At 70.0% G+C, this 20,038-nt stretch carries 18 protein-coding genes and 2 pseudogenes; 12 read left to right on the forward strand and 8 right to left on the reverse strand.

The window, feature by feature from the left end:
• Nucleotides 1–502: pseudogene (locus H7965_RS24425) on the reverse strand (IS481 family transposase); the annotation flags it as partial.
• A 66-nt stretch (nt 503–568) separates the two neighbouring features.
• Here H7965_RS24425 and H7965_RS31270 point away from each other — a divergent pair.
• A pseudogene (locus H7965_RS31270) lies at nt 569–821 on the forward strand (transposase); the annotation flags it as partial.
• A gap of 94 nt (nt 822–915) precedes the next feature.
• Here H7965_RS31270 and H7965_RS24430 read toward each other — a convergent pair.
• Together H7965_RS24430 and H7965_RS24435 are read right to left on the reverse strand one after the other, a co-directional pair.
• The gene (locus H7965_RS24430) at nt 916–1,719 is read right to left on the reverse strand and encodes a hypothetical protein (protein ID WP_186773181.1); all 804 of its coding nucleotides are present in this window, start codon (nt 1,717–1,719) and stop codon (nt 916–918) included.
• Nucleotides 1,720–1,795: 76 nt separating this feature from the next.
• Nucleotides 1,796–3,091: an RsmB/NOP family class I SAM-dependent RNA methyltransferase gene (locus H7965_RS24435; RefSeq protein WP_186773182.1), complete on the reverse strand. Its 1,296-nt coding sequence runs from the start codon at nt 3,089–3,091 to the stop codon at nt 1,796–1,798.
• Between the two features lie 50 nt (nt 3,092–3,141).
• Here H7965_RS24435 and H7965_RS24440 point away from each other — a divergent pair, with 50 nt between their 5' ends.
• The 7 genes from H7965_RS24440 (at nt 3,142) to H7965_RS24470 (ending at nt 9,917) form a co-directional block, all read left to right on the forward strand.
• Nucleotides 3,142–4,839 (forward strand): ArnT family glycosyltransferase, encoded by a 1,698-nt coding sequence (locus H7965_RS24440; protein ID WP_186773183.1) that lies wholly within the window; start codon nt 3,142–3,144, stop codon nt 4,837–4,839.
• On the forward strand, nt 4,832–5,431 hold the full coding sequence (locus H7965_RS24445; RefSeq protein WP_186773184.1) for a DedA family protein: 600 nt from the start codon (nt 4,832–4,834) through the stop codon (nt 5,429–5,431). The genes H7965_RS24440 and H7965_RS24445 overlap by 8 nt, the downstream gene beginning before the upstream one ends.
• A 122-nt stretch (nt 5,432–5,553) precedes the next feature.
• On the forward strand, nt 5,554–6,540 hold the full coding sequence (locus H7965_RS24450) for a Bug family tripartite tricarboxylate transporter substrate binding protein (RefSeq protein ID WP_186773185.1): 987 nt from the start codon (nt 5,554–5,556) through the stop codon (nt 6,538–6,540).
• A 451-nt stretch (nt 6,541–6,991) separates the two neighbouring features.
• Nucleotides 6,992–7,639, forward strand: a complete 648-nt coding sequence (locus H7965_RS24455; RefSeq protein WP_186773186.1) for a GntR family transcriptional regulator — start codon at nt 6,992–6,994, stop codon at nt 7,637–7,639.
• 92 nt (nt 7,640–7,731) lie between these two features.
• Entirely contained in the window at nt 7,732–8,478 is a 747-nt protein-coding gene (locus H7965_RS24460) for an amino acid ABC transporter ATP-binding protein (RefSeq protein WP_315898708.1), read from the forward strand.
• Nucleotides 8,479–8,545: 67 nt separating this feature from the next.
• Nucleotides 8,546–9,226 (forward strand): amino acid ABC transporter permease, encoded by a 681-nt coding sequence (locus H7965_RS24465; RefSeq protein ID WP_186773187.1) that lies wholly within the window; start codon nt 8,546–8,548, stop codon nt 9,224–9,226.
• A 10-nt stretch (nt 9,227–9,236) separates the two neighbouring features.
• Nucleotides 9,237–9,917 carry an amino acid ABC transporter permease gene (locus H7965_RS24470; protein WP_186773188.1) on the forward strand — a complete coding sequence of 227 codons (681 nt, stop codon included), beginning with the start codon at nt 9,237–9,239 and terminating at the stop codon, nt 9,915–9,917.
• A gap of 118 nt (nt 9,918–10,035) precedes the next feature.
• Here H7965_RS24470 and H7965_RS24475 read toward each other — a convergent pair whose 3' ends face one another.
• Complete coding sequence (locus H7965_RS24475) at nt 10,036–10,509, reverse strand: DUF3237 domain-containing protein (protein ID WP_186773189.1); 474 nt, start codon at nt 10,507–10,509, stop codon at nt 10,036–10,038.
• 53 nt (nt 10,510–10,562) lie between these two features.
• Nucleotides 10,563–10,979, reverse strand: coding sequence for a rhodanese-like domain-containing protein (locus H7965_RS24480; protein WP_186773190.1), 417 nt, complete (start codon nt 10,977–10,979; stop codon nt 10,563–10,565).
• Between the two features lie 339 nt (nt 10,980–11,318).
• Between H7965_RS24480 and H7965_RS31815 the strand changes: the two genes are divergently transcribed.
• Together H7965_RS31815 and H7965_RS24490 are read left to right on the forward strand one after the other, a co-directional pair.
• Nucleotides 11,319–12,893 (forward strand): hypothetical protein, encoded by a 1,575-nt coding sequence (locus H7965_RS31815; protein WP_186773191.1) that lies wholly within the window; start codon nt 11,319–11,321, stop codon nt 12,891–12,893.
• A gap of 344 nt (nt 12,894–13,237) precedes the next feature.
• Nucleotides 13,238–15,322 (forward strand): TonB-dependent receptor, encoded by a 2,085-nt coding sequence (locus H7965_RS24490; RefSeq protein ID WP_186773192.1) that lies wholly within the window; start codon nt 13,238–13,240, stop codon nt 15,320–15,322.
• Here the strand turns inward: H7965_RS24490 and H7965_RS24495 are convergent.
• The 3 genes from H7965_RS24495 to pncA all read right to left on the reverse strand — a co-directional run bounded on the left by H7965_RS24495 (nt 15,295) and on the right by pncA (nt 16,572).
• Nucleotides 15,295–15,516, reverse strand: coding sequence for a hypothetical protein (locus H7965_RS24495; protein WP_186773193.1), 222 nt, complete (start codon nt 15,514–15,516; stop codon nt 15,295–15,297). The two genes, H7965_RS24490 and H7965_RS24495, sit on opposite strands and share 28 nt — an antisense overlap.
• Before the next feature lie 147 nt (nt 15,517–15,663).
• Nucleotides 15,664–15,804, reverse strand: a complete 141-nt coding sequence (locus tag H7965_RS24500) for a hypothetical protein (RefSeq protein ID WP_186773194.1) — start codon at nt 15,802–15,804, stop codon at nt 15,664–15,666.
• Nucleotides 15,805–15,915: 111 nt separating this feature from the next.
• Complete coding sequence (pncA, locus tag H7965_RS24505; RefSeq protein WP_222440791.1) at nt 15,916–16,572, reverse strand: bifunctional nicotinamidase/pyrazinamidase; 657 nt, start codon at nt 16,570–16,572, stop codon at nt 15,916–15,918.
• 310 nt (nt 16,573–16,882) lie between these two features.
• Between pncA and ggt the strand changes: the two genes are divergently transcribed.
• On the forward strand, nt 16,883–18,673 hold the full coding sequence (gene ggt / locus H7965_RS24510) for a gamma-glutamyltransferase (protein WP_186773195.1): 1,791 nt from the start codon (nt 16,883–16,885) through the stop codon (nt 18,671–18,673).
• A gap of 156 nt (nt 18,674–18,829) precedes the next feature.
• Entirely contained in the window at nt 18,830–20,023 is a 1,194-nt protein-coding gene (locus H7965_RS24515) for a sensor histidine kinase (protein ID WP_186773196.1), read from the forward strand.
• The last annotated feature ends 15 nt before the right edge of the window (nt 20,024–20,038 follow it).

The following is a 20,038-nucleotide window of genomic DNA, read 5'->3' on the forward strand; positions in this document are numbered from 1 at the left end:
CCGACCAGGCGGACGAAGGCGAACTTGCTGGTGCGGTCGATGGCCACGAGAAGACGGAGCTTGCCTGCCTCGGTGCTGACCTCGGCGATGTCGATGTGGAAGTAGCCGATGGGATAGGGCTTGAAGGCCTTCCTGGTCGGCTTGTCGCCCTCGACCTCGGGCAGGCGAGAGATGCCGTGGCGTTGCAGGCAGCGGTGCAGCGCTGAGCGCGTGAGCTGCGGCAGGGTGGGCTGCAGAGCATAGAGGCGGTCATCAAGCGGCAGCAGGGTATGGCGCCGGAAGGCAACGATGATGGCCTCCTGCTCGGCCGAGAGCGTGGAGGAGTGCGCCTCCCGAGGGCCGGTCGGCAGGTCGGCGACCGAAGACCGCTTGCGCCATTTGGCGATCGTCTTGGGGTTCACCCCGTAGCGGCGCGCCAGCTCCCCTCAGGCTCGCTTGACTATGCTGGATCGCGCGACGGACCGCCTCTGTCGTGGTGGCTGCCGTGGAGAACCTGGCCCATAGCGCGTCCTTCCATGCCTGGGAGAAGACTGCACCATCAAACCCTGGGATCAAACATCCCGACGCCTTCCGCGGGCGGGTCTGGGACATGGGCGCCCGCCCGGCGATCCCGCCCAGGCACACCGACGCGCCCGTCGCCTGCCCAGACTGAGTCTACGCCAACCGGCACTTGGTCGAGAACCTCTGGGCACGGCTGAAGGGTTCAGGGCAATGCCCTGAACCGTGCGGTTGCCACCCGCTACGAGAAGACCGCACGGTCCTTCCTTGGCGTGCTCTGCCTCGCAGCATCAGCGGACTGGATCAAAGTCAGCAAGCTCTAACAGGCCTTAGCTCAAGGTTGCAAAGAACGAACAACGCGCTCACACACCACATGCAGCGGACAAACAATCCAAGAGAGCGTTTAGGCTCGACGCTCTATTGGCTGCGAGGTTTATGCATTGACTTGGTGAATTCTTCCCGTTTGATGCTTCCGTTCGCGCGCACCCGGCTCGCAGTAACGCCGATGTCGTGCACCCGCACCCCTGCCTCGCACAGCGCGAATTTCAGAAGCTGCTCGGGTTGCATGAACCCGGCCTTGGCGCAGAATGCCGGCACCAGATCCACGCGGTTGGCGTAGGCTGCGGCGGCAGGCGGCGCGGCAAACGCCATCCGATCATTGTGGCCGTTCCACGAATGCCAGAAAGGGAGTGCCACCCCGCCCGAGGCTCCCACTGCTGTTACCATGCGCGGGACGTCCAGGCGGTCATGATAGAGAAGATCTGGCCGGAGGAAGAGGTAGAAATTTGAACGGATCTGGTTGTCCTCAATGAACTTCCAGGCCCGCTTCAAGGACAGGAGCTGATGAAAGCAGTTCCGCACACTGACCCACTCATCTTTGTAGACATCACGGTAGCGCTTGCTGATTTCGACCAACTCCACGACATCCGCATGGTCCTGCTTCTTGATAAGAGTATAGTCTGCGCCGAAGCCGATGTACGACTGCGCCTCAATGGCAACATCCAGCTCGCCGCTCCGGGCACTGCTTACTCGGTGGACTAAGTTAAAGGAGGCGACTGATTCAACCGAGAGGCCAGCCTCTACACAAGGCGAGATCATGTTGCCCTGAATGCTCTCAATCGTGAGGTCGCTACGGCGCGGCATCCCGAAAAGCACGACTGTAATGGAGAGCCTCAGGTCTGTAGCGGATTTCTGGGGAAACTCCAATTCTTGAGCCTTCAAGGTCTATCCTCCATGCGCCTTACTGGTTAATGGTAGCAGTATCGCCAAGCCCAGCCCATTTCATTGCTCATTTTTATCAGGCCCGCCGCGCACGCAGCACGAAGAAACCGTCCATCCCGCCCTGGCCACCCCAGAGATCGGGCCGGGTGCGCAGCGCGCCATCGACGGTGATCGCGTCCTCCAGCCCCGGCACCTCCTCTGGCCGGATCGGGTCAGGCGCGAGGCCGAGGCCGGGCAGTGCTGCCCGATGCGCCTCGCCCTCCTCGGCCTGGAGCGAGCAGGTGGCGAAGACCAGCCTTCCGCCCGGCGCCAGCCGCTTCGCCGCGGCGGCCAGCAGCGCGCGCTGCAGCTCGGCCATCGCCGGCACGTCCTTTGGCCGCTTGAGATACGGCACGTCCGGGTGGCGGCGGATGGTCCCGGTTGCGGTGCAGGGGGCGTCCAGCAGCACCGCGTCGAACAACGCGCCGCCGCCATCCCAGGTGGTGGCATCGGCCTCCACCAGCTCGCCCGCCAGCTTCAGCCGGGCAAGGTTCTCGCGCAGCCGGGCCGCGCGCTTCGGCTCGCGCTCCACCGCAACGACGCTGGCGCCGGCGGCGGCGAGCTGGGCGGTCTTGCCGCCCGGCGCGGCGCAGAGGTCGAGAATGCGCTCCCCTGGTCGCGGCGCCACCAGCCGGGCCGGCAGGGCGGCGGCGGCGTCCTGCACCCAGAATTGCCCCTCGGCGAAACCCGCCAGCTCGGTGACCCGGGTGCCGGCGGGATAGCGCCAGCTGCCGGTCGGCAGCGCCTCGCCGCCCTCCGGCGGGACCGCACCGGGGGCGAGGCTGAGGTCGAGCGGCGCCTCCTGCCGATGCGCTGCCGCAATGGCGCGCACCGCCGGACCATGCGCCGCATGCCAGGCGGTCCAGAGCCAGGCCGGGGTGTCGAGCCGTTCGGCGTCCAGCTCCTCCAGCGCCGCCGGGCCGGCCGCGGCCAGCTTGCGCAGCACGGCGTTCACCAGCCCGGCGAAGGGCTTCGGCACCAGGTCCACGGCGCTGCCGACGGCAGCGTGCGCGGGGGTGCCCAGCAGCAGCAGCTCGGCGGCGCCGATCCTCAGCGCATGCCGCACCGCCGGCGGCGGGTCGCGCCGCAGAAAGGGCTCAAGCACGGCATCCAGCGAGCCGGCGCGGCGCAGCACCGTGGCGGCAATGCGGTGCGCCGCCGCCTTGTCGCGTGGCGAAACGGCGGCGCCGGGGCGCCGTTCGCCCGCCTGCCGCACCTGATGCGGCTTGCCGTCGGTCGGCAGCGAATCAAGCGCCTCCTCCAGCGGGCGGTGGCGGGTGACGACGGCATCGAGCAGGGCGGCGGCGGCGCGCCGGGCGGGGGAGCTGGCCATATGGCGCGGTTTATGGCCCCCCGCCTCGCCCCGTGCTAGTCCGCCCCGCCATGCATATTCCGCCCTCCGCCGGCCCCGCGCCCGACCGCTCGCTCGGTCTGCTGCCGGAGGCGTTGCAGCGCCGGCCAGCGCTCGCGCTGATCCTGCTCTGTCTGCTGCTCTGGCTGCCCGGCTTCTTCGCCCTGCCGGCGACCGACCGCGACGAGGCGCGCTTCGCCCAGGCCAGTCGGCAGATGGTCGAGAGCGGCGACTACGTCCGCATCCGCTTCGGCGCCGAGGAGCGCAACAAGAAGCCGGCCGGCATCCACTGGCTGCAGGCCGGCAGCGTGCAGGCGGTGGAGTCGCTCGGCCTCGGCGACCGGGCGCAGATCTGGGTCTACCGGCTGCCGAGCTTCTTTGGCGCGCTGCTGGCGGTGCTGGCCACCTGGTACTGGGGGCGCGGGCTGGTCGGGCGGCGGGCGGCGCTGCTGGGGGCGGCGATGCTCGCCTCCTGCCTTGTGCTGGTCGCCGAGGCGCGGATCGCCAAGACCGATGCGGCGCTGCTGGCGACCATCGCCGCCGCCATGGGCCTGTTTGCCCAGGCCTATCTGCGGCCACGGCAGTTCACCGCCCGGCAGGCGGCGGCATTCTGGCTGATGCTCGGGCTCGGGGTGCTGCTGAAGGGGCCGATCGGGCCGATGGTGCCGCTGCTGGCCGGCATCACCCTGGCGGTGGCGGACCGCGAGGCGCCATGGCTGCGCGCGCTCCGCCCGCTCTGGGGCGTGCCGTTGATGATCGCCACGGCAGCGCCCTGGTTCGTCGCCATCGGCATCGCCACCGAAGGCCGCTTCTTCTCCGAGGCGGTGGGAGGCGACATGCTCTCCAAGATCGGCTCGGGCGAGGAGAAGCACTGGGGGCCGCCCGGCTTCTACCTGCTGAGCTTCGGCATCGCCGCCTTCCCCGGCGCCTGGATCGTGCTCTGCGCCCTGCCCGCCGCCTGGCGCGACCGGCTGAGCCCGCCGACCCGCTTCCTGCTGGCCTGGGTGGTGCCCTCCTGGCTGGTGTTCGAGGCGGTCCAGACCAAGCTGCCGCACTACACCATGCCGCTCTATCCCGCGCTGATGCTGCTCGGCGCCGCCTGGGCGATGGACCCGCTGCGGCAGGAGCCGCCGCGTTGGCTGCGCTGGATCGGCCAGGCGGGGCTGGTGGGCGTTGCTGTCGGGCTGGCGGCGACGGCGCTGGCAGCGCCCTGGTGGCTGTCCCGGATGCTGCTGCCGGCAGCGGTGCTGACGGTGCCGCTGGCCATCGCGCTCTGCTGGGTGCTGCTGCGGCTGGCGCGGCGCGGCGCCTGGGGCCGGGCGGGGCTGGCCGGGGTGCTGCTGGCGGTGCCGCTCTACGCCCTGGTGCTGGAGGGGGTGGTGCCGCGGCTCGCGCCGCTCTGGGTGGCGCCGCGGCTGGCGGAGGCGGTGGCGGCGCGGGCGCCGGGGCTCGCCTCGGCGGATTTCGGCATCACCGGATATTCCGAGCCCTCGGTCCTGTTCGCGCTGGGCGGCGACACCCATTTATTGCGCACCGGCAGCGACGCCGCGCGATTCCTGGCTGCCGCCCCCGGTCGGGTGGTGGCGGTGGGCGACCGGGCGGAAGGCGACTTCCGGCAACAAGCGGCGGCGCTGTCCCTGGCGCCAGAGGAGATCGGGACAGTGACCGGATTCAACTACACACGCGGGCGCTGGGTCACGCTGCTGCTGTATCGGCTGCCGGGTGGTTGAGTGGGCGGCGGGGCTGGTCGCATCGGGCGGACTGGCCGGGGTCTTCCTGCTGATGGTGGCGGAGAACCTGTTCCCGCCGATGCCCTCCGAGGTGATCATGCCGCTGGCCGGCTTCGCCGCGGCGCGGGGGCAGATGCCGATCCTCGGCGTGCTGCTGGCCGGCACCGCCGGCTCGGTTGTCGGCAATGCGGTGTGGTTCGAGGCGGCGCGGGCCTTCGGCGCGGCACGGATGCGACGGATCGCCGATCGCTTCGGCCGACATGCCGGGCTCGGGCCGGAGATCATCGCCCAGGCTGAGGCGGCGCTGCACCGCAACGGCCCGGCGGCGGTGTTCCTGGCGCGGATGATGCCCGGCATCCGCACCGGCATCTCCATCCCCGCCGGGTTGGTCGAGCTGCCGCGCGTGGTGTTCTACACCTGGACGACGCTCGGCACCGGGCTGTGGACCAGTGGGCTGGCGCTGGCCGGCTATATGCTGGAGGAGCATTTCGAACTGGTCGAGGCCTGGGCCGGGCCGATCGGGCTCGCGGTGATGCTGGTGGTGTTCGCGGTCCTGGGCTGGAAGCTGTGGCGGCTGCAACGCAAACCCTGAGCCCTGCCGGCACCCTGACAAACTGAGCGCACCGGCGGTTGAGGCCGCGCCCGACCGATCTGCTCTTGTTTCTTCCCCTTTCGTGGCGGCACCCTATCCGCAACGAAATCTGGGAGGACACCATGCTTACGCGCCGCGGCCTTGCCGCCACCCTTGCCACAACCATCGTTCCTCTGGCCGCGCTCGCCACCCTGCGCGCCCAGGCCCCCGCCTGGCCGGGCGAGCGGCCGATCGAGGCCATTGTCCCCTATCCGCCCGGCGGCGGCGTCGATGTCATGACCCGGCTGATGATGCCGATGGTCGCCCATCACCTCGGCGGCGGCGCCCGCGTGGTGGTCACCAACCGCGCCGGCGCCGGCGGTCAGCTCGGCTTCGAGGCAACCTTCAATGCCGCGCCGGATGGCTACACCATCGGCGCCGTCACCGCCCCGGTGCTGCAGGCCATCCCGATCGAGCGCGCCACCCGCTACCGGCCGCTGGATTTCACCTTCCTCGCCAATGCGGTGGAGGATGCCAACGCCTTCATGGTGCCGGGCAATTCGCCGCTGCGGACCCTGGCCGACCTGGCCGCCGCGGCCAAGGCGCAGCCCGGCCAGATCAATTACGGCACCACCGGCATCGGGTCGGACGACCATATCGCCATGCTGGCCTTCGAGGCGCTGAGCGGCACCCCCCCAATGCAGCACGTGCCCTTCGCCGGTGCTGCGCCGGTGATGCAGGCGCTGCTCGGGGGGCATCTGCAGCTGGTGGTGGGCAATGCCTCGGATGCGCTGGCGCTGAGCCCGGAGGGCAAGGTCCGCTATCTCGGCCAGGCCTCGCCCACCCGCTGGGCACGGCTGCCCGATGTGCCGACCTTCCGCGAGCAGGGCTTCGACGTGGTGGCCAGCGCCAGCCGCGGCTTCGTCGCCCCGCCTGGCCTGCCGGCGCCGATCCGCACCCGGCTGGAGGGCGCCTTCGCCGCCACCCTGGCCGACCCCGCCTTCCTGCGGGAGGCGGAGCGGCTTGCTCTGCCGCTGCGCCCCCTGGTCGGCGGCGCCTATGCGGCGATGGTGGCGGAGATGGACGTCGGGCTGAAGGCGCTTTGGCAGCGGCGGCCCTGGAAGGAGTGATCGCTGGCACCGGGCCGGCCGCCGCACCCGATGAGCCTGAGTGCTGGCAGCCAGGGGGCTGCCGGCCGGCGGCAAGCCACTCCGGAACCCGCCGCAGGGGCGGAGGTGAAATCCATGGTTGAGTTTTACTGAAAAAATTTCTCTCAGGGTTGCTCGCAATTACAATCTGGTAATGGCTTTCCCTTTACCAAGTGCGTCGCCGTCCAACCCACATTCCACAACCCAGAGTTGCGTGTGGCGCAGAGGGAGCCGGCGCCAGGATGTTTGAAATCCGCTCGAAGATGTTCCCTTTTCAAATCATATGGTTGAATTTATACTCACGGTTATCGCGTTAAGAGAGGGAATCTCGCGAGTGACAGTTCGGGACCTCCGGCCGCGAAGCGGAGCGCCAACTGGCTTATCCATAGCCGTTGCGGAACCGCGCCGACTTCTGCCGGTGCAGCCTCGGACGATGGTTGAGCAGGCAGCGGAATCCATCGTTGCCGCCGCGGCACGCGGCATCTTCCTGCCAGGCGACCGGCTGGTGGAGGCGGAAATCGCCCGCGACCTCGGCATCAGCCGCGTACCGGTGCGGGAAGCCCTGCGCCTGCTGGAAAGCCAGGGCATCGTCACCAGCACGCCCTACAAGGGCATGCGGCTGATGCGGGTGACCAACCCCGGGGTCGCCGCGCTGATGCGCGTGCGCCTGGCGCTGGAAGCCCTGGCGGTGCGGGAGGCGCTGGCCCTGCCCGGTGGAAAGGAACGCTTCGCCGGCCTGCGCGCAGCCGCGGATGCCTATGCCGAAGTCGCCCTGGGCAAGGATCCGGCAATGCGGGTGCAGGGCGAGGAGCAGTTCCACGCCGAGCTCTGCGCCGCCGCGGGCAATGCGCCGCTGCTGGCACTGTGGCAGAGCCTGGCCCGCCAGCTCGCCGTGGTCTGGGGTCTCGGCCAGTCGGTGATCGACGCCGAAGGTGCCGCGCGCGAGCATCTGGCGCTGGTCACCGCGCTGGAGGCGGAGGATGAGGCGCTGGCCCTGGCTACCCTCACCGCGCATATCTCCGAGCATGAGAGCTACGACTTCGAAGCCGTGGTGACCGACCGTCGGCGCCGCGCCCTCTGAGTCCGGCGTACGGAGCCTGGACGCGGCCCGGTTCTTGCCTGCCAGGGTGATGGGGGTATGACTGCCCCCACTCACCGACCGAGGCGTTGCACTTGGCCCAGACTCCACCGATCGTCGCCGCCCATGGCATCCACAAGCATTTTGGCACGCTGCACGTCCTGAAGGGCGTCGACCTGATGGTCGCTGAGCGGGAGCTGGTCTTCGTCATCGGCCCCAGCGGCTCGGGCAAATCCACCCTGCTGCGCTGCCTGAACCGGCTGGAGGAGCCGAGCAGCGGCAGCATCACCGTGGACGGCATCGACATGCTGTCCCGCAGCACCGACATCAATGCCGCGCGGCAGCGCGTCGGCATGGTGTTCCAGTCCTTCAACCTCTACCCGCACATGACGGCACTTGGGAATGTCGCCCTGGCACTGCGCAAGGTGCAGGGCAAGTCGCGGGCGGAGGCCGAGGCGCGGGCGCGGGCGGCGCTCGACCGCGTGCACCTGGCCGATCGCGCCGGGCATTTCCCCGGGCAGCTTTCCGGCGGGCAGCAGCAGCGGGTGGCGATCGCCCGCGCCATCGCCCTCGAGCCCCGCGTTATGCTGTTCGACGAGCCGACCAGCGCCCTCGATCCCGAACTGGTCGGCGGCGTGCTGGCGGCGATGCGGGAGCTGCGGGAGGATGGCATGACCATGGTGGTGGTCAGCCATGAGATGGGCTTCGCCAAGGCCGCCGCCGACCGCGTGGTGTTCATGGCAGACGGGCTGGTGGTGGAGCAGGGACCGCCGGCCGAGCTGTTCGGCGCCCCGCGGCACGAACGGACCCGGGCCTTCCTCGGCCAGATCGAGCGGCACTGATGGCGGCCCGTATCGCGCCACCCTGCGCGCTTCCCGGCCGCCGGCATGCCAGGGCGGGGGTCGCGCCATGACCGGTCTCGACCGCTTCCTCGACAGCTTCTTCAACCTGCGCGTCGCCGTGGAATACCTGCCGAAGATCATCGACGGCTTCTGGCTGACCATCCTGCTGGCGTTTTGCATCATCCTCTCCGGCCTGGCCGCGGGGCTGGCGCTGGCGGTGCTGCGCAGCCTCGGCATCCGGCCGGTGAACTGGCTGATCATCTTCGTGGTCGATCTGTTCCGCGCGCTGCCGCCGCTGGTCATCATCGTGCTGCTGTATTTCGGCCTGCCGGCGGCGGGGCTTTCCATCTCCGGCTTCGCCTCCGCCTGGCTGTCGCTCGCCCTGGTGCTGATGGCCTTCTCCGAGGAGATCTTCTGGGCCGGCATCACCGCCGTGCCGCGCGGCCAGTGGGAGGCGGCGCGCTCCACCGGCCTCACCTTCGCCGCGACCCTCGGACATGTCGTGCTGCCGCAGGCGGTGCGCATGGTGGTGCCGCCGCTGACCAACCGCACCATCGCCATCACCAAGGGCACCGCGCTGGCCAGCGTGGTGGCGGTGCCGGAGATCCTCGGCGCGGCACAGGCCGGGGTCTCCTTCAGCTTCAACCCGACGCCGCTGACCCTCGGTGCGCTGGCCTATGTGGTGCTGTTCTTCCCGGTGGTGATCCTCGGCCGTTGGATCGAAACGCGCTTCGCGTGGAAGCGGTAGGAAGCGCGCCATGACCTTCGACGACTTCCTCCTCGCCTTCTTCTCGCTCGAGATCGTCGGGCAGGCCTGGCCGATCCTCTGGACCGGGCTGCAGCAGACCCTGCTGCTCTCGGCCATCGTGGTGCCGCTCGGCGTCGGCGGCGGCATGCTGCTGGCACTGCTGTCCACCGTACGGCACCGCCTGGTGCGCTGGCCGCTGATGGTCTGGGTGGATTTCTTCCGTGCCGTGCCGCCGCTGGTGCTGCTGATCTTCGTCTACGCCGGGCTGCCCTTCGCCGGGCTGGAGGTCTCGGCCATCGGCGCCGTCGCCATCGGCTTCTTCCTCAACACCGGCGCCTATTACGGCGAGATCCTGCGCGCCGGCATCGAGAGCGTGCCGGCCGGTCAGATGGAGGCGGCGCGCTCCACCGGGCTGACCCGCTGGCAGACCATGCGTTACGTGGTGCTGCCGCAGGCGGTGCGGAATGTGCTGCCCGACCTGATCAGCAACACGCTGGAGGTGGTGAAGCTCACCTCCATCGCCAGCGTGGTGGCACTGCCGGAGCTGCTGTTCCAGGCCCGGCAGGCGCAGAGCGTCACCTACAACGCGACACCGATCGTCGCCGCGGCGGTGGTGTATTTCCTGCTGCTCTGGCCGGTGGTGCGGCTGCTGAGCCGGCTGGAAAACCGGCAGCTCGCGGGGCGGCGCTGACCCCCCTGCCCCCCCGCTGCAGCGGATTGCGTTCGAGTGCGAGCGCCAATCCGCTGCAGCCTCTTGTTTGTAGAGCGGACTCACGTTGCGGGGCGGTCACGCTCCTCAGCGATCCGCTCTATTTCACCACATACACATCATAGGTGGGCCCGGCCGGCGGCCGCTGGCCGATACCTACCGCCAGCACCCGGTTGAGCCAGCCGAGCTCGGCATCGCCGGTCTCGAAGCGGATGGCGGTGCGGAAATAGTAGTCGCCGGCGTCCACCGCCTCGCCACGGCCGAGCCGGGCCAGCACCTCGGGCCTGCCGGTGCGGACGCCGCTGTAGTGCATGTAGATCGTCTGGCCGCGGTCGGTCTTCAGCACCAGCCGGACATCCATATGGGCGGTGCCGTCGGCCTCCACCCGCAGCCAGTCGGCGGTGGTGCCGGGCACCACCTCGCCCTTCAGCGCAGGGCCTTCAAAGGTTCCGCCGGTCACCGGGATGACACGCAACTCGCCGCCGCGGCCGGGCGCGCTCATCTGCGGCGTGCCGGCCGTGAGCACGATGCGGAACAGGAATTCGGTCGTGAGCGGCAGCGGGGTGTCGGGCATGATGTTTCCTCCGGTGTTGGTTCAAGGATGGCGGGTCGGACGCCCCGCGGCGGTCAGCGCTGGCGCCAGGGCAGGCCGGAGGCCTTCCAGCCGGCGATCTGGCCACGATGGCCCTCGGTATCCACCGGCCCTTCGAATCCGTCCGCCACGTTGTAGGCATGCGGGAAGCCGGCCGCCTGGGCCGCCTGCCCCGCCGCCAGGCTGCGCGCACCGGAACGGCAGATGAAGTACACCTTGCTGGCCGGCGTCAGCCCGGCCTTGCGCAGATGCTCGGTGAAGGCGCCGTTCACCTGCATCGACGGGTAGAGCTGCCAGGGGATCAGCACCGGCTGCTTCCCGGCCTCGCTGAGGTCGGGCAGGCCGACGAAATTCCATTCGGCATCGGTGCGCACGTCAACCAGCGTGGCGTCAGGGTCGTTGCGCAGCGCCTCCCAGGTTTCCTGAGGGCTGATATCGGGCACGCCGGGCATGGGGATCCCTCCTGCAGTCGGGGCCGCAGCATGGCGATGGTGGCCGCAATGGGCAATGCGCCCGAGGCGGCGCCCCGACTGCGGCGCCAAGCATTCCGATGGACAGAGCGGCGGTCTCGCTCCGAGGGATGATGGTTGCCGCGGGCGCCGATACGGCGCAGCGGGGTCGGGTTTTCATGGGAGTTGGGTCTGCACCAAGCCCTGAAATGTCTCTAAAAGAGTCAATGATCTCTTCTTTGTTGCTAACCGGTTTACGCATCGCTACGGCTGCGGTCCGAGTTGCACTGAACGGCTTGCTCCTCGTGCCGCAATCGGGGGGCAGGATTCGAGGATCGCCGCATGCCCGACTCCAGCCCCGCCGTCCCCCTGCTACCCGCAGGCGCCGCCGGCTGGCGTGGCGGCGGGCCGCGCCTGCTGACCTTCAGCTTCGCCACGGATGGGCTGGACCCGCTCGGCAACGCCCTGCCCGCCGATGCCTGGGCCGCCTTCACCATGGCACAGCAGGCCAGCGTCCGGCTGGCGCTGGCGGCCTGGGCGGCAGTCTGCGGAGTGAGTTTCCTGGAGGTGCCCGACCTGCCCGGCGGCGCCGGCATCGACCTGCGCTTCCGGATGGAAAGCATGAGCCTCGGCGTTGCCGGCACCGGCTGGGGGCCGGACGACCCGGTGCTGGCCGGCGACATCGGGCTGAACCTCACCCTGTTCCGCACCGCCAGCCTGGCTCCCAGCGTTACCCGCATCGACTTCGCCACCCTGCTGCATGAGATCGGTCATAGTCTCGGGCTGGGGCACCCCGAGGCGGGGATCAGCCGCGACGTCACGGTGATGTCCTCCATCGGCGGCACGCTGGGGCAGCCCACCGCGCCGCGGGCGCCGGATGCGGCGGCGGCGCAGGCGCTCTACGGCACCGAGGCGGCGGAACAGGCGCTGGGGCTGGTCTGGGCCTGGGATGCGGCCCTCGGCGCCGTCCGCGGCAGCGGCACCGCGGGCGCCGATGCTCTGGTCGGCACCGATCTGGCCGATCTGCTGACCGGCGGCGCCGGCGGGGACAGGCTCTCGGGCCAAGCCGGGAATGATACGCTGGTCGGCGGCGCCGGCGACGACTGGCTGGAAGCCGGGGCCGGCCTGGACACGCTGCGCTTTGGCTTGTCCCGGGCGGCGGTGGCCCTCGACCTCGCCGGGGGCACCACGGTCTCGACCGAGGGCATCGACCATTTCAGCGGCTTCGAGGTGTTTGAATTCATCGATGGCCGGCTGGTGATCGACGCCGAGGATGCGGCGGCGCAGGTGGTCCGGCTGTACCGCGCCGCCTTCGGCGCCGCGCCGGATGCGGCAAGCCTGGCGCAGGCGGTGGAGCAGCTCGTGGCCGGCGTCCCGGTGGCGGCGGTGGCGGCCGGCATCCTCGGCAGCACCGCCTTCGCCACGGCCTTCGGCCCGTTGAACGATACCGGCTTCGCGGCGCTGATCGCGGCGCATCTGGCGGCGCCAGACCTTGGCTTCGACATCGCCGAGGCGCTGGCCCTGGGACAGTCCCGCGCCGCGGCACTGGCCGAGGCAGCCGAGGGGTTGGCGGCGCGGCGCGCGACGGCGGCGGCGCTGGCCGAAGGCATCTGGGTGCCTGCCGCGCCGGAGGTGCACACCATGGCGCTCGGCCTGGCCTCCGACTGGAGCGAAACGCCGGGCCTCGGCGGCGACGCCGTGGTGGTCGCGGAGAGCCTGCTGGCGGAAGCCGGGGATGAGTTGGCTGCACTGCCGCGGGCGGTGCGGGCTGCGCTGCACCATGCGGCCTGGGCGGCGGAGAACCTGCCATGGGGGACGGCGCTGGCGGGGCTGCCGCCGGCGACGCTGCTGGCCGGCCTGCTGGACGAGGCCGCCGGCGGCACGCCCTGGGAGGCGGCGCAGATGCTGATCGGGTAGATCGGGGAACAGCAGCGCCAAGGCTCACGCCGGAGCCCGGAGAGCCTGTCCCCGGCGGGTTGAACGCATCTGTTCAACCGGGGGGGAGCCACCGATCAAGCTTTCTGATATTGGAGGCTTCCCGGGGTGCCCAATCAGAACCGGGCGCTGACCGGTGTTCTTCCACGGCTTGGCCGCGGAAGGCGTGCCAAGGCCCTGATCGGGAAGGATCATCCGCCCCCTCCCGCAAAACTGCGACACGATCTTGGGGGAGTTCTTGGAGCCACCCTACCGGGCAACCCTGAACCAGCCAGACCACACAACGCCCCTAGGCATGTCGATATGTTATATCATAACATATCGACATGCTCCGATACTCCGCGCTTGCCGCCCTCCCTCTGCTCCCCTTCACCGCCTGGGCCCAGCCGGCGCCGGTGATCACCCTGCCGGAAACCGTGGTGCAGGCGCAGCGCGCCGCCGCGGCGCGCCAGGGCATCCTCGCCCGCTTCGGCGCCCGCGAGGTGACCATCGACCGCCAGACCATTGAGGCGCTGCCCGGCGGCGCCGACCAGCCGCTCAACCAGATCCTGCTGCAAACCCCCGGCGTGGTGCAGGACAGCTTCGGCGACATCCATGTCCGCGGCGAGCACCGCAACCTGCAATACCGGCTGAACGGCGTGGCCCTGCCCGAGGGCCTCACCGGCTTCGGCCAGGTCTTCGATGCGCGGTCGCTGCGCAGCGTCTCTGTGCTGACCGGCGCGCTGCCGGCGCAATTCGGCTTCCGCACCAATGCCGTCATCGACCTTGAAACCCGCAGCGGCGCGCTCGATCCAGGCGGCAGCATCGGCGTCTATGGCGGCTCCCGCGGCACCATCCAGCCGCATGCGAGCTGGGCCGGGATGGCAGGCGACTGGGAAGTCTTCGCCACCGGCAGCGCTCTCCGCTCCGACCAGGGGATCGAGAACCCGACCTCCTCCTGGACCGCGATCAACGGCCAGACGCAGCAATGGCGCGGCCTGGTCCAGGCGTCGCGGCAGCTGGACGAGACCACCCGGCTCTCGCTGATCGCCGGCGGCTCGGCCGGGCGCTTCCGGCTACCGGTGACGCGCGGACTGGAGCCCGAGTTCACTGCCTTCGGCAACTCGGAGTTCGACAGCGCCGCGCTGCGCGCCCGGCAGTGGGAGCGCAATTGGTACGGCGTCGCGGCCTTGCAGAAATCCTGGGGCGACATCGACCTGCAGATCGCGCCGTTCATCCGCTATTCCTCGATCAGCTACGTGCCGGACACCATCGGCGAGACGGTGTTCAACGGCAGCGCCGCCAGCGTCTTCCGCGGCAGCTTCGCCACCGGGGTGCAGGGCGATGCCGCCTGGCGCGTCGCCGCCGACCACACCTTGCGCGCCGGCTTCCAGGTGACCGGGGAGCGCGCGGAATTCCGCAGCGCCACCACCGTGCTGCCGCTGGACGGCAATGGCGATGCCCTGGACGACCCCTTCACCATCGGCGACCGCTATGGCCGCACCGGCTGGCTTTACGGCGTCTACCTGCAGGATGAATGGCGCATCGCCGAGCGGCTGACCCTGAACCTCGGCCTGCGCTGGGACCAGATGGTGCAGTATGTCGCCGCCGGCCAGCTCTCGCCGCGGGTGAATCTGGTGTGGCGGCCGACCGACGACACCACTGTCCACGCCGGCTACGCCCGCACCTTCACCCCGCCGCAGTTCGAGCTGGTGCAGGCCGGCACGCTGCAACGCTTCCTCGGCACCACCGGCGCCCCCTTCAGCCTGGAGAGCGGCGCGGTGCGGCCGGAGCGCGACCATCGCTTCGACATCGGCATCTCGCAGCGCTTCGGCCCGCATCTGACCCTCGGCGTCGATGCCTATTACAAGCTGGTGCGTGATCTGCTGGACTATGGCCAGTTCGGCAATGCGCTGATCTTCACCCCCTTCAATTTCCGCCAGGGCAGGGTCTATGGCGTGGAGTTCAGCGGCAGCTGGCGCGACGACCGCTGGCAGCTCTATGGCAACCTCGCGCTGAGCCGGTCGGTCGGCCGCGACCTCCGCTCCGGCCAGTTCAACATCGAGCCGGATGAGCTGGCCTATATCGCCAGCAAATACGTCCGCACCGACCATGACCAGCTCGTCACCGGTTCGGCCGGCGCGGTGTGGAACGGCTGGGAGGGCGGACGGCTATCGGGCTCGATGCTGTTCGGCAGCGGGCTGCGCAAGGGTTTCGCGGCGACCGAGAAGGTGGCGGCCTATGCCACCTTCAATTTCGGCGTGGCGCAGGAGTTCACCGGGCCGGATGGCGGGCGCTGGACCGCGCGGGTGGATCTGCTGAATGCCTTCGACACCATCTACCAGCTGCGTGACGGCACCGGCATCGGCGTCGGTGCCTCGCAACACGGGCTGCGGCGGACGGTCTATGCCGGGCTGAGCCGGGCGTTCTGACCGCGCCGGCGCCCCATCGTCAGACCGAGCAGGCCTGCACCAAGCAGCGCCTGTGTCGCCGGCGCCGGCGCCGTGAAATCCACCTCCACGGTGCCGCCGGTGTAGCTCAGCCCGTTCCAGCCGATGCGGATCTCGGTGCCGGTGAAGGACAGCCAGCTGGCATCGAACCCGGCCAGATTTGCCGCCGCATTCACCGTCGCGCCGAGGATGCCGAGCAGCCCGGCCGCGGTGAATACCGGAGCCTTGAAGGCGCGGCGTTCCAGATCGGGCCTTCCAGGGTGGTGGTGAGCACCAGGCTCAACGCCGTGGCGGAAAAATCAACGCTGATGTCCGTCACCCCTTCACCGCGCCACCGTCTCCATGCCGGCGCCGAGGGTGAAGCCGGCCGGCGCCCGGATGACGGGTCCCTGGACGGTGCCAAGGCTGGGGTGCCGGCAGCTCGACGCGACCGACGCAGCCTGGACCAGCATCGTCGCAACCATAACCGGCGCATCCCCGACCTTCACAAGGGCAGGACTGCATCAGGCATCACCCCGCAGGTTTCGCAATGTTAGCGGAACCACAGCATCGCCCTTTCGCGCGGCCGTGACGCCTCATGCAATCTGCCCGCTGCCGAGGAACGTCACTCCCTCCGCCGCCAGCATGCGCTTCGCCGCATCAATGGTGGTGCCGCCGCCCACCACCGGCAGGCCGATGCCCCGGCAGGCATCCTCGATGACGAAGACCTGGTAGCCGAGCCGCACCGCATCCTCGGCCGAGTAGGCAACGCAGTAGTCGGTGGCGAGGCCGGCCAGGAAGATCCGCCTCACCCCGCGTGCCTGCAGCCAGCCATGCAACCCGGTGGTGGTGGTGCGGTCGTTCTCGAAGAAGGCGGAGTAGCTGTCGATCTCCTGATGAAAGCCCTTGCGGACGATCAGCTCGATCCGCGCCTGGGTGAGGTCCCTGTGCAGCGCGGCGTTCGGGCTGCCTTGAATGCCGTGGTCCGGCCACAGGGTCTGCGGGCCATAGGGCATCTGGATGGTTTCGAAGGGCTTCCGGCCGGAATGGCTGCTGGCGAAGCTGGAGTGCCCGGGCGGATGCCAGTCCTGGGTGGCGAACGCATGGGCGAAGGGGCCGGAAAGCAGCCGGTTGATCACCGGCACCACCGCATCGCCATCGGCCACGGCCAGTTCGCCGCCCGGCATGAAGGTGGGCTGCACATCGACGATGCCAAGCATGTCGGTGGTGTTGTCGATCCCTGGGCTGGCCATGGTCTGGGCTCCGGCTTGGATTGCTGGCAGGCTGCGGAAAACGCGGGTGGGCTTCGGGAATGGCGCCTCTCCGTTATGGCCAGGCTTGACCCGGCCAGCGCTAGTCATTTGACTTTTCCGGACATTCGGATGCACGGGTCAAGCCTGCGCGTGACGAGGCCGGGGGCGCATCGCCTGTTTCCGCAGCCTGCCGCTTGCCAAGCGGATTCTCTCTACGGAGCTTTCGCGCCCCTGGCGATCCGCCCTTGGCCCTGGCTTGCGCCCTGCGCCGCGCAGCGCGAGCCTCGGCGGCAAGGAGCAGGAGACGCCGATGCCAAGACCGGATTCGCGCAGCCGCGCCTATAGTCCTTCACGCAGCCGCGCTGACATCCCCTGGCGCAGCCGCGCCGGCAGCCCCTTCACCACCGAGAAGCGCCCCGCCACCGGCAGCCGCGGCATGGTGGTGACCAACCACCCGCTGGCCTCCGCCGCGGGGACGGAGATGCTGGCGGCCGGCGGGAATGCGGTGGATGCGGCCGTCGCCGCGCTTTTCGCCCTGACCGTCGTCGAGCCGATGATGGTCGGGCTGCTCGGCGGCGGCATGATGCATCTGCGGCTGCCTGACGGTACGCATACGGTGCTGGACGGACTTTCCACCGTGCCGGCCGCCGGCACGCCGGGCATGTTCACCCCGGTCAGCCAGGCCTGGCCGGCGGCGCTGGAGACGGTCGGACGGGCGAATGCCGTCGGCGCGACAGCGGTCGCCACGCCGGGCAACCTGCTGGCCTGGTGCGAGGCGCTGCGCCGCTTCGGCAGCCTGCCGCTGGAGGCGGTGATGCAGCCGGCGATCCGCCTCGCCGCCCGCGGCTTTCCGGCGACGCCCTACCTCGCCGCATGCGCCGCCGAGGCCGCGGCGGATCTGGCGCAGGATGCCGGCATCGCCGCGCTCTTCCTGCCCGGCGGCATGCCGCTGAAGCCCGGCGCGCGGGTGGTGATGGGGGCGGCGGCGGAAACCCTTGCGACCATCGCCCGCGACGGCCCCGGCGCGCTGCATGGCGGGCCGGTCGGCGCCGCCGTGGCGACGGAGGTGACGAAGCGCGGCGGCATCCTGGCCGAGGCCGACCTGCGCGACTTCGCCCTGCTGGAACGCGCCCCGGTGCGCGGCAGCTACCGCGGCTTCGAGGTGGTGGGGCCGCCACCACCCTCCTCCGGCGGCGTGCATGTCATCCAGATGCTGAACATCCTGGAGGGCTTCGACCTCGGCGCGCTCGGCTTCGGCACGGCGGAGAGCGCGCATCTGATCGCCGAGGCGCTGAAGATCGCCTTCGCCGATCGCAATGCCGCCACCGCCGATCCGGCCTTCGTCAGGGTGCCGGTGGAGCAGCTGCTCTCGCCGGGCTATGCCGCCGAGCTGCGTGCCGCGGTCGACCCGGCCCGGGCGCAGAGCTGGACCGCCGGCGTCGGGCTGCCCCATGCCCGCCCCGGCACAGCCGGCATGGGGCCGGTGGCCGCCGGCGAAAGCCCCAACACGACGCATCTGACCGTGGCGGATGCCGAGGGGCGCATCGTCTGTGCGACCCATACCATCAACAGCTTGTTCGGCGCCCGCTTCCTGGTGCCGGAGGTCGGGCTGATCCCGAACAATTACATGGCGCTGTTCGATCCGCGGCCGGGGCATGCGCTGTCCATCGCCCCGGGCAAGCGCGTCACCACCAGCCAGGCGCCGCTGATCGCGCTGCGGGACGGCAGGCCCTTCGCCGCCCTGGGGCTGCCAGGCGGCCTGCGCATCTTCGGCAGCGCCATGCAGGCGCTGATCGGGCTGATCGACCACGGGATGAGCCTGCAGGAAGCGGTGGAGGCGCCGCGCATCTGGACCCAGGGCCTGGCGCTGGAGGTGGAGCAGGGCATTGCAACGGCGGTGCGGGAGGCGCTGGGCGCGATGGGCCATGCGGTGCAGCTGCTGCCGCATGTCGCCGGCGGCATGTGCGGCATCCGCTTCCATGACGACGGCACGCTGGAGGGCGCCGCCTGCTGGCGGGCGGATGGCACGCCAATGGGCGTGGGCGGCGGGCTGGCGCGCAGCGGGGTCCGCTTCTGGCCGGATGATCCCGCGCGGGGCTGACGCAAGCATGACGCGAGGAAGCGTCGGAACCTCACCGCGTGAGTTGTGTTTTCCATATGATCGGCTGTATTCAAAGCTGGAATCATGTAGAAATGAATATCTTCTCGCCAGGCGGCGCGACGACCCTGACTGCCGATCGCCAGGATTTACCTTTCCTTGCAGCTGCTCTCTCCCACACGCACCGCCCTCGCCTTCGCGCTGGCCGCCGTCTTCGCTTGGCTCTTCTTTCTCATCTGGCAGCGTGACAGGGCGCAGCCGGCACTTGCCTGGTGGGGTGCCGCGCATGCCGCCTGGGCGATCGCGATGCTGGTTCTCACCTTCCGGGGCCCGATCCCGCCCGGGCTGTCGATCCTCCTCGGCAATATCGCCATCGGCCTGGGCTACGGGCTGCTCTGGGGCGGTGCGCGCCTGTTCTCCGGTCTCAGGCCGCATTGGTGGGGCATCCTGGCCGGCGTCCTGCTCTGGGTGGCGGGGTGCCTGACTCCGGGCTTTTTCGACTCCTTGTCGATGCGCGTCGCCCTCTCCTCCTCCACCATCGCCGTCTACAGCCTCGTCGTCGCCCTGGTCTTCCGCGCAGGCATGCGGCGACAGCGCCTGCCCTCGCACCGGGCCACCATCGGCGTGCTGGTCGCGCATGGCCTGGTCCACGCGATCCGCGCAACCGGCGCCATCACCCTGGGGTTCGATACCAGCGGCACCGCCGCGCCGGAGGCCAGCTGGAACGCGGTGGTGGCCGTCCTCGCCATCACCCTCCTCGCCTGCTTCGCCGGGCTGCTGATCGCCTTGGCGGGGGAACGAGGCGCGCTTGCCTCCAACGCCGTGCTCGCTGCGGCGCGCGATGCGGAGGCCCGGACCAGCCGGGAGAAATCGCGCTTCCTCGCCCGGATGAGCCATGAGCTGCGCACCCCGCTCAATGGCGTGCTCGGCATGGCGCAGGCGCTGGCGCAGGATCCGTCGCTCGGCCCGAAGCAGCGCGAGCGCGCCGCGACACTGGAACATGCCGGCAGGCATTTGCTGGCGATCGTCAACGACGTGCTCGACCTGACCCGCATCGAGGCCGGCCGGCTGGAGCTCTTGCCGCAGCCGGTGCGGCTGCGCGAGGGGCTCTCCGAAGCGCTGGAGATGGTTCGCGCCGCCGCGGTGGAGAAGCGCATGGCGCTGCAGCTTGAGCTCGCGCCGGAGCTGCCGGAGGCGGTGCTGGCCGACCCGGTCCGGCTGCGGCAAATTCGTAAGAGGGGCAAAACCTGTGGCGAGGGTGCAGTTTGCCCTTCCCAGGTGGCGGCTGGTCTGATTCGCTCGGGCGCATGGTCCCGCCCGCCGATCCTGACGCGCTGTCGCCGGCCGAGCTGAAGGCGCTGGTCAGCG

This window comes from Siccirubricoccus deserti (assembly GCF_014283215.1).
GTDB classification, from domain to species: domain Bacteria; phylum Pseudomonadota; class Alphaproteobacteria; order Acetobacterales; family Acetobacteraceae; genus Siccirubricoccus; species Siccirubricoccus deserti.

What these genes read in the sequence shown, in the direction of transcription:
- H7965_RS24435 (WP_186773182.1), bottom strand. Translation starts at nt 3,091, where the DNA reads ATGGCCAGCTCCCCCGCCCGGCGCGCCGCCGCCGCCCTGCTCGATGCC.
- H7965_RS24440 (WP_186773183.1), top strand. Translation starts at nt 3,142, where the DNA reads ATGCATATTCCGCCCTCCGCCGGCCCCGCGCCCGACCGCTCGCTCGGT.
- H7965_RS24450 (WP_186773185.1), top strand. Translation starts at nt 5,554, where the DNA reads ATGCTTACGCGCCGCGGCCTTGCCGCCACCCTTGCCACAACCATCGTT.
- H7965_RS24455 (WP_186773186.1), top strand. Translation starts at nt 6,992, where the DNA reads ATGGTTGAGCAGGCAGCGGAATCCATCGTTGCCGCCGCGGCACGCGGC.
- H7965_RS24465 (WP_186773187.1), top strand. Translation starts at nt 8,546, where the DNA reads ATGACCGGTCTCGACCGCTTCCTCGACAGCTTCTTCAACCTGCGCGTC.
- H7965_RS24470 (WP_186773188.1), top strand. Translation starts at nt 9,237, where the DNA reads ATGACCTTCGACGACTTCCTCCTCGCCTTCTTCTCGCTCGAGATCGTC.
- H7965_RS24475 (WP_186773189.1), bottom strand. Translation starts at nt 10,509, where the DNA reads ATGCCCGACACCCCGCTGCCGCTCACGACCGAATTCCTGTTCCGCATC.
- H7965_RS24480 (WP_186773190.1), bottom strand. Translation starts at nt 10,979, where the DNA reads ATGCCCGGCGTGCCCGATATCAGCCCTCAGGAAACCTGGGAGGCGCTG.
- H7965_RS31815 (WP_186773191.1), top strand. Translation starts at nt 11,319, where the DNA reads ATGCCCGACTCCAGCCCCGCCGTCCCCCTGCTACCCGCAGGCGCCGCC.
- H7965_RS24490 (WP_186773192.1), top strand. Translation starts at nt 13,238, where the DNA reads ATGCTCCGATACTCCGCGCTTGCCGCCCTCCCTCTGCTCCCCTTCACC.
- H7965_RS24500 (WP_186773194.1), bottom strand. Translation starts at nt 15,804, where the DNA reads ATGGTTGCGACGATGCTGGTCCAGGCTGCGTCGGTCGCGTCGAGCTGC.
- pncA (WP_222440791.1), bottom strand. Translation starts at nt 16,572, where the DNA reads ATGGCCAGCCCAGGGATCGACAACACCACCGACATGCTTGGCATCGTC.
- ggt (WP_186773195.1), top strand. Translation starts at nt 16,883, where the DNA reads ATGCCAAGACCGGATTCGCGCAGCCGCGCCTATAGTCCTTCACGCAGC.